12 protein-coding genes are annotated in these 10,266 nt (G+C 70.3%); 2 read left to right on the top strand and 10 right to left on the bottom strand.

Annotation, left to right across the window (positions count from 1 at the left end):
- Window positions 1–426 (top strand): methyl-accepting chemotaxis protein (locus AC27IO_RS15640; protein WP_498739575.1); only part of this gene is annotated, 426 nt, incomplete at its 5' end.
- Between the two features lie 55 nt (window positions 427–481).
- Here the strand turns inward: AC27IO_RS15640 and AC27IO_RS15635 are convergent.
- The 10 genes from AC27IO_RS15635 to AC27IO_RS15590 form a co-directional block, all read right to left on the bottom strand.
- Window positions 482–1,489, bottom strand: coding sequence for a tyrosine-type recombinase/integrase (locus AC27IO_RS15635; RefSeq protein WP_498739573.1), 1,008 nt, complete (start codon window positions 1,487–1,489; stop codon window positions 482–484).
- Window positions 1,490–1,556: 67 nt separating this feature from the next.
- The gene (locus tag AC27IO_RS15630; protein WP_317356092.1) at window positions 1,557–2,252 is read right to left on the bottom strand and encodes a DUF484 family protein; all 696 of its coding nucleotides are present in this window, start codon (window positions 2,250–2,252) and stop codon (window positions 1,557–1,559) included.
- Window positions 2,249–3,127, bottom strand: coding sequence for a diaminopimelate epimerase (gene dapF, locus AC27IO_RS15625; RefSeq protein ID WP_498739571.1), 879 nt, complete (start codon window positions 3,125–3,127; stop codon window positions 2,249–2,251). Before dapF ends, AC27IO_RS15630 begins: the two co-directional genes overlap by 4 nt.
- Window positions 3,128–3,277: 150 nt before the next feature.
- Window positions 3,278–4,213, bottom strand: coding sequence for an ROK family protein (locus AC27IO_RS15620; RefSeq protein ID WP_498739569.1), 936 nt, complete (start codon window positions 4,211–4,213; stop codon window positions 3,278–3,280).
- 149 nt (window positions 4,214–4,362) lie between these two features.
- Window positions 4,363–5,265 (bottom strand): amino acid ABC transporter substrate-binding protein, encoded by a 903-nt coding sequence (locus tag AC27IO_RS15615; RefSeq protein ID WP_284405259.1) that lies wholly within the window; start codon window positions 5,263–5,265, stop codon window positions 4,363–4,365.
- A gap of 94 nt (window positions 5,266–5,359) precedes the next feature.
- Entirely contained in the window at window positions 5,360–5,554 is a 195-nt protein-coding gene (locus AC27IO_RS15610) for a DUF2905 domain-containing protein (RefSeq protein WP_272549218.1), read from the bottom strand.
- 111 nt (window positions 5,555–5,665) lie between these two features.
- Window positions 5,666–6,574 carry an ABC transporter permease gene (locus AC27IO_RS15605; protein ID WP_498739567.1) on the bottom strand — a complete coding sequence of 303 codons (909 nt, stop codon included), beginning with the start codon at window positions 6,572–6,574 and terminating at the stop codon, window positions 5,666–5,668.
- The gene (locus tag AC27IO_RS15600) at window positions 6,571–7,551 is read right to left on the bottom strand and encodes an ABC transporter ATP-binding protein (protein ID WP_498739565.1); all 981 of its coding nucleotides are present in this window, start codon (window positions 7,549–7,551) and stop codon (window positions 6,571–6,573) included. Before AC27IO_RS15600 ends, AC27IO_RS15605 begins: the two co-directional genes overlap by 4 nt.
- A 14-nt stretch (window positions 7,552–7,565) precedes the next feature.
- Window positions 7,566–8,615, bottom strand: coding sequence for an ABC transporter substrate-binding protein (locus AC27IO_RS15595; protein WP_498739563.1), 1,050 nt, complete (start codon window positions 8,613–8,615; stop codon window positions 7,566–7,568).
- 78 nt (window positions 8,616–8,693) lie between these two features.
- Window positions 8,694–9,626, bottom strand: a complete 933-nt coding sequence (locus AC27IO_RS15590; protein WP_498739562.1) for a TauD/TfdA dioxygenase family protein — start codon at window positions 9,624–9,626, stop codon at window positions 8,694–8,696.
- Window positions 9,627–10,033: 407 nt separating this feature from the next.
- Here AC27IO_RS15590 and AC27IO_RS15585 point away from each other — a divergent pair.
- On the top strand, window positions 10,034–10,266 hold a 233-nt coding region (locus tag AC27IO_RS15585; RefSeq protein WP_498739560.1), incomplete at its 3' end, for a DeoR family transcriptional regulator.

Genomic DNA, 10,266 nt, shown 5'->3' with positions numbered 1-10,266 from the left:
GGCTTCGCCGTGGTGGCGGGCGAGGTGCGGCACCTGGCCCAGCGCGCGGCGCAGGCGGCCGGCGAGATCAAGGGCCTCATCACCGCCAGCGTGGAGCGTGTGAACGCGGGCACGGCCCTGGTGGACCGCGCGGGCCACACCATGGGCAGCGTGGTGAGCAGCATCGGCGGCCTGAGCGGGCTGGTCGGCGAGATCACCGCCGCCAGCCGCGAGCAGAGCGAGGGCGTGGACCAGATCAACGGCGCCGTGACACAGATGGACCAGACCACCCAGCACAACGCCGCCATGGTCGAGGAGATGGCCGCGGCCGCCGCCGCCCTGAGCAGCCGGGCCCGCGAACTGCTGGCTTCGGTGGCGGCCTTCAAGCTGCCCCAGCGCCCGGTCCTGGCGGCCCCGCGCATCCCGCGGCGCCTGGTGCGCGGCTGATCACGCCTTGGCGGCCGGCCGCCGGCCTCCAGGCCCAGCACCAGCGGCTGGCCCCTCAGTCGCTGGACTTTTTTCGGGCCCGTGGATGGGCCGCGTCATACACCTTGGCCAGGTGCTGGAAATCGAGCCGCGTGTAGACCTGCGTGGTGGTGATGTTGGCGTGCCCGAGCAGCTCCTGCACCGCGCGCAGGTCGCCGCTCGACTGCAGCAGGTGGCTGGCGAACGAGTGGCGCAGCATGTGCGGGTGCACGGGCGTGGTCAGCCCCGCCTGCTGGCTGCGCTGGCGCAGGCGCAGCCAGATCGACTGCGCCGTGAGCCGTTGGCCGCGCTGGCCCACGAACAGCGCTGCATCCAGCCGCGCCGACGCCGCGCCGCCGAAGGGCTGCGGGCGCTGCGCCAGCCAGGCCTGCAGCGCGGCCAGGGCGGCCGTGCCCACAGGCACGCTGCGGCGCTTGGAGCCCTTGCCGAACACATGCGCCTCGCCGGCCTCCAGGTCGATCCAACCGCGGCCCTGGCGCTGGGTGTCGGGGCCGGGCACGGCATCCAGCCCCACCAGCTCGCCCACCCGCAGTCCGCAGCCGTAGAGCAGCTCCACCATGGCGGTGTCGCGCGCCTCCAGCCAGGGGTCTCCGCCCGCGTGCTCGAACTCGGCCAGGCGCACCGCGTCGTCCACGGGCAGGGCCTTGGGCAGCGGCTTGGGCGCGCGCGGCGCCCGCACGCCCTGCACGGGGTTGTGCGGCACCAGGCCCTGCTGCCCGGCCCAGGTGAAGAACCCGCGCCATCCCGAGAGGATGAGCGCGATGCCGCGCCCGCTGCGCCCGCCGCCGTGCATCTGCGCGACGAAGCGGCGGATGTGCGCGGTGGTCAACCCGAGCAGCGGCACGCCCGCGCCTTCGGCGAAGCGGGCGAGCTTTTGCAGGTCCAGCGTGTACAGGGCCAGGGTGCGGGCGGCCAGGCGCTTTTCCACGCGCACGTGCTCCAGGTAGCGCAGCACCGCCGGATCGGTGGGCGCGGTGGCGGCCGGTGCCGGCTCGGCATCGGTGGTGGGCACCGGTTCGGTCATGGCAGGCGGCGATGCAGGGGAAATGAAGGGCAGAAGGCGCCGGCGGGCAAGGGGCCGGCGCCGCCGCTCAGCGCAGGCGCGAGAGCGCGCCGCTCGCCAGCTCCGCCATGCGGGCGAGAAAATCCGTGCCCATGGCGGCATCGAAGCGGTGCGGATCGGCCGAGCCCAGCACCAGCAGACCGAAGGCCGGCTCGGTGCTGTCGATCGCGCCTTCGCGCAGCGGCAGCAGGGCCAGCGACTGCACCTGCGATGCATCGGGCAGCCACGCCGTGGGCTCGAACCCCAGGTTGGGCCCGCAGAACGGCATGGTCAGCGACGAAGCGAAGGCCCGTGCATCCTCGCTCGCGCCCTGGGCGTAGGCCGCACCGGCATAGGTGGGGGCCACGTCCCACAGGCGCAGCGCGGCCTGGGGCACGTCGAACAGGCGGCGGATGCCCTCCTCCACCACGTGCGGCAGGCTGGAGGGGTTGCGGGCCTCGGCCAGCTCGCGCGTCCAGCGGTGGATCTTGTGGGCGATGGCGGCGTTCTCGTTGCTGTGGCGCACCATTTCCATGATGCGCTGCTCCAGGCCCTTGATCTTCTCGCGCAGCATCTCGGCCTGGCGCTCCTGCAGGCTCACGGCCCGCTGGCCGTGGGGGCTGGTGATCTGCACGCTGGCCAGCACCTCGGCGTGGCGCTCGAAAAAGCCCGGCGTCTGCGCCAGGAACTCGGCGATGTCGTCTTCGGTGATGGGGGGAACCTGGGTGCTGTGGGGAATGGTCATGGTGTGTCGGGAATGTCGATCTGGCCTTCGAAGACGGTGGTGGCGGGACCGGTCATGAAGACCGGGTCCGTGTCGCCGCCGCTCCAGGCGATGGTGAGGAGGCCGCCACGCGTCTGCACGTCCACGCGCGCATCGAGCAGCCCCAGGCGGATGCCCGCCACCACGGCGGCGCAGGCGCCCGTGCCGCAGGCCAGCGTCTCGCCGGCGCCGCGCTCATACACGCGCAGGCGCACCCGGGTGCGGTCCACGACCTGGAGGTAGCCCGCGTTCACGCGCTGCGGAAAGCGCGCATGGCGCTCGATGAGCGGCCCGGTCTGCGCGACGGGCGCGGTGTCCACGTCGTCCACGAGCTGCACCGCGTGCGGATTGCCCATGGAAACGACTGCTACAAAAACAATAGCATCACGCCCTAGTGAATCATGCGCCAGAGGCCATTTTTGCCCCAAACCCTGCATGATGGGGGTGAGGCCCGTGGTGTCGAACGGCACGCGCGCGGGATCGAGCACCGGGCGGCCCATGTCCACCGTCACGCGGCCGTCGGGGGTGAGTTCGGGGGCGATGTCGCCAGCGCGGGTGCGCACGCGGATGCGGTCGCGGGTGGTCAGGCCCTTGTCGCGCACGAAGCGGGCGAAGCAGCGCGCGCCGTTGCCGCACTGCTCCACCTCGCCGCCGTCGGCGTTGTGGATGACGTATTCGAAGTCGATGCCCTCGGCGGGCGAGGGACGGACGGTGAGGATCTGGTCGGCGCCCACGCCGAAGTGGCGGTCGCCCAGGAAGCGGTACTGCGCGGCGGTGAGGCCGAGGAGGCCCTGGGTTTCATCGATCACGACGAAATCGTTGCCCGCGCCCTGCATCTTGGTGAAGCGGATGTGCATGGGGCCGGATTATCGTCCCCCCGACCGGGCCGCCATGTAACGGTTCCTGCGGTTTGTCATTGCGCCGCATCGCCCGGCGGGACACCGCAGCCGGTGCTGCAGCATGGCCGGGCGAACCGACGAAGCGAGAAGGTTGAAGGCTGATCCATCTCAGCCGCTCGCCACCGCCAGCGCCGCATAGTCGCCCACCTGCAGGCCCAGGCCGGCCGGCACGAGCTGCACCCCGGCCGTGAGCGCCGGCAGGTGCGCCGACACCTCGGCCTGCAGCGGCGGCAGCAGGTAGTCCTGGTGGTGCAGGAACACGCTGCCCCCGAGGCTGATGCGCTGCAGGTCCAGCGTGGCCACCAGGTTGTAGAGCATGCGGCCGAGCACGCGGCACATGCCCGCGACCGCGGCGTGCGCGGCGGCATCGCCCCGCTTGGCCGCATCGACCAGCTGCTCGGCGTCGTGGCCGAAGCGGCGCGGCATCGAGCTGCCGGCCACGAGCGACTCCACGTCGCCCACGTTGCCGCAGCCGCACAGGGCATCGCCCGGCCCGTCGCTGGAAAAACTGTGGCCCGCATGGCCCGCGTTGCCGTTCTTGCCGCGCAGCACCCGGCCGTCCACGCACAGGCCCACGCCCACGCCGGTGCTCCAGGTCACGTAGGCGCAGTGGTCCAGGCCCTGCAGCGCGCCCCAGCGGCGCTCGGCGAGCAGCGCGGCGACGGCATCGTTCTGCGCATGGACCGTGCCCAGCGCGGCCGCCAGCGGCGCCTGCAGGGGGATCTGCATCCAGTCGTTCGGCGCGTCGCGCCCGGGGCCTGCCAGGCCACCGCAGATGTTGGGGGTGGCCAGTTCCACCTGGCCGTCGCGCAGCGCGAAGGGGCCGCAGGCCGAGACGCCGGTGGCCTGCAATTGCGCGCGGGTGATGCCCGCTTCGGCGCAGGCCTCGTCCACCATGCGCAGGGCCTGCCGGGCCAGGGCGTCGGGTGCGCCGGTCTTGGCGGTGGGCTCGGTGCGGCGCGCCACCAGTTCGGCCAGGCCGGTGCCCGCGGGCGCCAGGGCGACGGCGATCTTCGTGCCGCCGATGTCGATGCATGCTCTCATTACCACCTCGCGTTCGTGCAGGGCCTGGGCCCGGCCGGCCCGCAGGGGCGGCGGCGGTCAACGGACGCAGGCGTTGCCCGCCAGTATCGGCGGCGCGGCGGCGGCGGCATGTAGGCCAGGGCCGACCGCCGGCGCGCCTGGCAGGGGCCTCAGATGGAGTAGCCCAGGACCATCGCCACGCCCGGCTCCTTGTTCGGGCGGCTGAAGCTCTCGCGGCTCAGGCGCGCCATGGGCAGGTTGAATTGCTCGGTGGCAAACCATTTCTTGTACAGCGGGTCGATGTCGCGGCTCGAGAACAGGCGGTTCAGCGTGCGGTCCACCACGGCGCCCAGCTCGGTATCGCCCTTGCGCATCATGATGGCGTACGGCTCCACCGACAGCACGAACTTGCTCAGCTCCACCTTGTCCGCGGCCTTGTTCTTGGCGGCCATGCCGAGCAGCAGCGAATCGTCGTTGGCATAGGCGCGCACGGTGCCATCCTGCAAGGCCTTGTAGGCCTCGGTGTCGGAGGCGAACACCTTGAGCTGCATCTTCACCTCGTTGACGGCGAGCTGGGTCAGGAGCTTCTCGGACGTCGTGCCCTTGCTCACTGCCACGGGCAGTCCGGCCAGGTCCTGCAGCACATCCATCTTGACCCCCTTGGGCACCAGAACGCGGATGCCCGCCACGAAGACGGTGTTGCTGAACGCCACGCGATCCTGGCGCGCCTTGGTGTTGGTGGTGGAGCCGCATTCGAGATCGATCTCGCCGGCTTCCAGTTTGGGGATGCGCTCCGTGCCGCTCACCACCTTGTATTTCACGTCCAGCTCCTTGAGCTTGAGCGTGCGCTTGATCTCATCGACCGCGGCCAGGCACAGGTCCACGGAGTAGCCCGCGGGGGCCTTCTTGTCGTCCAGGAACGAAAACGGCCAGGCCGCTTCGCGCACGCCCAGGGTGATGGAATGGGTTTCCTGGATGCGTTGCAAGGTGTTGGCCGGGCCCTGGGCCATGGCGGAAAACGGCGCGATGGCGCAGGCGAGCAGCGGCAGCAGCCGGGCGATGGAGCGGAACATGGGAAAAACGACTTTCAAAGGGGCGGCCGGGACATCGGGCGCGCCCAGTGTGACAAGGGCAGATGGAAAATCCGTGACAGGCGACGCGCGGGCCTCACACCCACTTGGCGATCAGGCTCGCCAAGGCGCTGAGCAGCAGCGTGCTGGTGAGTGGTATGAACCACTCGCGACCGAACAGACGGAACCGGAAGTCCCCCGGCAGACGCCCCATCCCCAGGCGCTGCAGCAGCGGCGTGAGGCCGTTGATGAGCACCAGCGCGAGAAAAACGACGATCAGCCAGCGAAACATGGGCTGCAAGTGTAGGGCTTGCGGCTTTTCGGCCCCGGATCGGCCGGCCCGGGCCCTGAAAGCCCAGGGGCATGGCCCCGGCCCGCGCGCCCAGTGCAGCGGGCCGTTCAGTCAGCGCTGCACGCCCCAGCGGCGCACCGTCAGTCGCTCCAGCGTGTGAAAGCCCAGCGTCTCCACCAGCAGCCCGATGAGGATCACGAGCGCCAGGCCGGCAAACACCTTGTCGGTGTAGAGCTCGTTGCGGTTCTGGAAGATGTACCAGCCCAGCCCCCCCTTGCCCGACGAAGCGCCGAAGACCAGCTCGGCGGCGATCAGCGTACGCCAGGCAAAGGCCCAGCCGATCTTCAGGCCCGACAGGATGGACGGCAGCGCCGCCGGCACCAGGATCTGCAGCACGTAGCGGATGCCGGTGAGGCCGTAGTTGCGCCCGGCCATGCGCAGGGTCTCGGGCACGCCCTGAAAGCCCGCGTAGGTGGCCAGCGACAGCGGCCACAGCACCGAGTGCACCAGCACGAACACCAGGCTGCCCTGCCCCAGGCCGAACCACAGCAGCGCCAGCGGCAGCAGCGCGATCGCGGGCAGCGGGTTGAACATGGCGGTCAGCGTGGACAGCAGATCGCGCCCGAACTGGGTCGAGACCGCCAGCGTGGTCAGCACAAAGGCCCCCGCGATGCCGGCCAGGTAGCCCTTGAGCAGCACCGACAGCGAGATCGCGGCCTTGGCCAGCAGCTCGCCCGACGCCAGGCCTTCGGCCAGGGCCCGGGCGGTCTGCACGAAGGTGGGCAGCAGCAGATCGTTGTCCTGCCAGCGCGCCAGCAGCTCCCACAGCATGGCCAGCACCGCCAGGATGGCGAGCCGCCGCACGGCCTGCTGCTGCCAAACGCGGGCGAACAGCGGCAGCGGCTGCTGGGGCGCAATGCCTTCGAGCGGCGCGAGCGGGCCTTCGAACTCCGGCCGCACGGGCGGCTCGGGCCGCGCACGGGGCGCGGCGTCCACGGAAGGGGTGAGGGCAGCGGTCATACGGAAATCTGGAAAGGCAGGGCGCCGATCGGCCGCGCCGCGGCGGAAGGCACGGCCCGCTCGTGCGCCTGCACCTCGGCCTGCACCGGCCCGGCCGCGCCGCCTTCGGGCGCCGGCTCGTCGAACAGCAGCCGGTGGATGCGCTGGGCCGTGGCCTGGAACGCCGTGCCGCCCAGGCTGTGCAGCCCGAACTGGTGGCAGTTGACCTCGGCGCGCAGCCGCCCCGGGTGCGGCGACAGGATGGCGATGCGGTTGCCCACCACCAGCGCTTCTTCGATGGAATGGGTGACGAAGATCAGCGTGAAGCGGAACTCGTCCCACAGCCCCAGCAGTTCCTCCTGCATGCGGCGGCGCGTGAGCGCATCGAGCGCAGCGAAGGGTTCGTCCATCAGCAGCACCCTCGGCTGCATGGCCAGGGCGCGGGCGATGGCCACGCGCTGCTTCATGCCGCCCGACAGCTGGTGCGGGTGCGCATCGGCGAACCGCGACAGCCCCACCTTGTCGAGGTAGAGCGCCGCGCGCTCCGCAGCTTCGGCGCGGCTGGCGCGGCGTGCGGCCAGCAGCGGGAACATGACGTTCTCGCGCACGGTCTTCCAGGGCGGCAGCTGGTCGAACTCCTGGAACACCACCACGCGGTCGGGCCCGGGCCGCGTGACGGGCTGGCCGCCGAGCACGATGCGGCCTTCGCTCGGCGGGATGAAGCCTGCAATGGCCTTGAGCAGCGTCGATTTGCCGCAGCCCGAAGCGCCCAGCAGCACGAAGCGGTCGGCCGCATGCACCTGGAAATCCACCCGGTGTGTGGCACGCACCACGGTGTCGCGCGTGCGGTAGTCGATGCTCACGCCCTCCACGTGCAGCAGCGCCGACAGGTCCGCCGCGCGGGTGGGCAGCGGCCCGGACGCTGGGGCCACGCCACCGCCGGCGCCGCCGGTCTCGGGCTCCAGGCGCTCCATCAGCGCGGGGGAAAGGGGTCCCATCCGCATGGCGCGCGTCAGTTGCCGCCCGCGGTGTGGGCGTCTTCGAAGAAATAGTCCTTGAGCGTGGTCGGCGCGTTCTTGATGGCGCCCACGCGGTGCAGGAACTGGCCCATGCCCAGCGTGTTCTCGGGTTTCACCTTGAACTGGACTTCCGGGTTCTTGATGATCTTGAGCAGCAGGTCCCGGTCGGTCTTGGCGCCGGTCACACGCAGGTAGATGTCCGCCGCCTTCTCGGGGTGGGCGGTGATGAACTTGGCGGCCTCGTCCAGGCCATCCAGGAACGCCTTGTAGGTCTTGGGGCTCTCGCGGCGGAATTTCTCGGTCGCGTACAGCACGGTGGCCGACGAAGGCCCGCCCAGCACGTCGTAGGAGTTGAGCACGATGCGCGCGGCCGGGTTGCCGGCCAGTTCCTGTTCCTGGAACGGCGGGTTGCCGAAGTGGCCCGTGATCTCGGTGCCGCCCTTGATGATCGCGGCGGCGGCGTCGGGGTGCGGCAGGGCCACCTGGATCTTGTCCAGGCGGTTGAACTCCTTGTCGCCCCAGAGCTTGGCCGAGGCCATCTGCAGCACGCGCGACTGCACCGACACGCCGACGGCGGGCAGCGCGATGCGGTCCTGCTCGGTGAAGTCGGCCAGCGTCTTCACCTTGGGGTTGTTGCTCACCAGGTAGTACGGAAAGTTGCCCAGCGAGGCCACGCCCTTCACGTTCTGGCGGCCCTTGGTGCGGTCCCACAGCGTGAACAGCGGGCCCACGCCAGCGCCTGCGATGTCGATGTTGCCCGACAGCAGGGCATCGTTGACCGCAGAGCCGCCGGACAGCTGGAGGTAATCGACCTGAATGTCGATGCCCGCCGCCTTGCCGTGCTTTTCGATGAGCTTCTGGTCCTGCGCCACATTCAACAGCAGATACACCACGCCGAACTGCTGCGCGATGCGCAACTGGCCTTCAGCCGCGTGCGAATCGGCGGGCAGCCCCATCCCGCAGGCGATGAGGCCGGCAGCGGCCAGGGCGGCAAGGGTGCGGCGGGCGATGCCGCGGCGTGAAGGCTGGTGCATGGTGGGCATTTCCTGGCGCGAGAAGCGAGAAGCGAGAAGCAACGAAGAAGGGGAAGGGAGAAACGCAGGGGCGAAGGCGGCGGCCGTTCAGAACGGCAGGTCACCCTCGACCGTGGTGCGGTAGAGCTTGCGGCGCTCGCTGTCGGGCGTGCCGGCCGCCAGGTGCATGACCGAGCGGTTGTCCCAGAACACGAGGTCGTGCGGCAGCCAGCGGTGCCGGTACAGGAACTCGGGCCGCACGCTGGCGGCGAACAGTTCGTCCAGCAGCGCGCGGCTTTCATCGTCGGGCAGGCCGACGAGGCGCGTGGTGAAGTGCTCGCTCACGAAGAGCGCCTTGCGGCCGGTTTCGGGGTGGGTGCGCACCACCGGGTGCACGGCGGGCGCCACCTCGTCGATCTGTGCCTGCGTGAGCTTCGGGCGCCAGGGGCTGCAGGCGCGCAGCTCCTCGTACTTGGCCAGGTAGCTGTGCTCGGCCTGCAGCGGGGCGATGGCGTTCTTGAGCGCCTGGGGCAAGGCATCGTAGGCCGCGTGCTGGTCGGCAAACAGCGTATCGCCACCCTCTGAGGGCAACTCCTGCGCGTGCAGCAGCGAGCCCAGGCTGGGCTTTTCCTTGTACGACAGATCGGAATGCCAGTAATGGCCCGCATCGCCCAGCCCGATGGGCTGGCCGCCGGCGTCCTTGATGTTGGAGACGATCAGGATCTCGGGGTGATCGGCCAGCTGGAAGTTCTTCAGCACATGGATCTGCAGCGGGCCGAAGCGGCGGCTGAAATCAATGTGCTGGCGCGGGGTGATGCGCTGGTCGCGGAACACCAGCACGTGGTGCGCCAGGTGGGCACGGTGGATGCGGTCGAAGTCCTGCGCGCCGAGGGGCCGCGACAGATCGAGGCCCACCACCTCGGCGCCCAGCGGGCCTGCGGCGCCGGCCACCGGGCGGATATCGAAGGGCTGCGGCGCGGCATCATCGTCCAGGGCGATGGCCGTCGCGGAAACCGGGGCGTGGGACAGAACTGCCGACATGGTGAACCACCTTTGAACGGGCCCGGCGGGGCCCTCTGGGTTGCCACTTTATTCAGCACACCTCCAAACCGGAACGAATGATTTATGCATTGCTAACTACAAAATCATCTATCGACACGGCGCCCCCACTGCTTGCCCGGCACTGGCACCCGTCACGAAACGGACGCCTGACCTTGGCATATTGGGTGCTTGTGCCCTTTCATGCAAAAGATAACACTGGGCACCCATGCACCCATCGCACCCACTGGGGCCGCACGGAACGCACACACCCTCCCCCGTTCTTTCGCGATGCTCCCAGGACACCGGCGCCTGCGGGTGAACGGAGCCACCCGGCACCACCGGGCCGCGGGCACGGCCCCTGCGCTATCCCCACCCGCGAACGAACCGACACGACAGGATCACAGGACATGCTGCAGGAAGAACGATTCATCCGCATCCGCACGCTGCTGGCCACGCTCACCCGCGTGAGCACCGAGCGCATCGTGAAGGACCTCGACGTTTCGCGCGAGACCGTGCGGCGCGACCTCGTCGAGCTGGAGGCGCAGGGCGTGCTGCGCCGTGTGCACGGCGGCGTGGTCGCGCCCGGCCCGGCGCCCGAACCCCCGCTGGCCGTGCGCCAGGCGGTGCGCGAGCGCGAAAA

This window comes from Acidovorax sp. KNOB132 (assembly GCF_057541515.1).
This window is presented reverse-complemented; position numbering and strand designations above follow the sequence as displayed.

Excerpts from the sequence above, each read along its gene's own strand:
- AC27IO_RS15590 (WP_498739562.1), bottom strand. The coding sequence starts at position 9,626 with ATGTCGGCAGTTCTGTCCCACGCCCCGGTTTCCGCGACGGCCATCGCC.
- AC27IO_RS15615 (WP_284405259.1), bottom strand. The coding sequence starts at position 5,265 with ATGTTCCGCTCCATCGCCCGGCTGCTGCCGCTGCTCGCCTGCGCCATC.
- AC27IO_RS15605 (WP_498739567.1), bottom strand. The coding sequence starts at position 6,574 with ATGACCGCTGCCCTCACCCCTTCCGTGGACGCCGCGCCCCGTGCGCGG.
- AC27IO_RS15595 (WP_498739563.1), bottom strand. The coding sequence starts at position 8,615 with ATGCCCACCATGCACCAGCCTTCACGCCGCGGCATCGCCCGCCGCACC.
- dapF (WP_498739571.1), bottom strand. The coding sequence starts at position 3,127 with ATGCACATCCGCTTCACCAAGATGCAGGGCGCGGGCAACGATTTCGTC.
- AC27IO_RS15600 (WP_498739565.1), bottom strand. The coding sequence starts at position 7,551 with ATGGGACCCCTTTCCCCCGCGCTGATGGAGCGCCTGGAGCCCGAGACC.
- AC27IO_RS15610 (WP_272549218.1), bottom strand. The coding sequence starts at position 5,554 with ATGTTTCGCTGGCTGATCGTCGTTTTTCTCGCGCTGGTGCTCATCAAC.
- AC27IO_RS15620 (WP_498739569.1), bottom strand. The coding sequence starts at position 4,213 with ATGAGAGCATGCATCGACATCGGCGGCACGAAGATCGCCGTCGCCCTG.
- AC27IO_RS15635 (WP_498739573.1), bottom strand. The coding sequence starts at position 1,489 with ATGACCGAACCGGTGCCCACCACCGATGCCGAGCCGGCACCGGCCGCC.
- AC27IO_RS15630 (WP_317356092.1), bottom strand. The coding sequence starts at position 2,252 with ATGACCATTCCCCACAGCACCCAGGTTCCCCCCATCACCGAAGACGAC.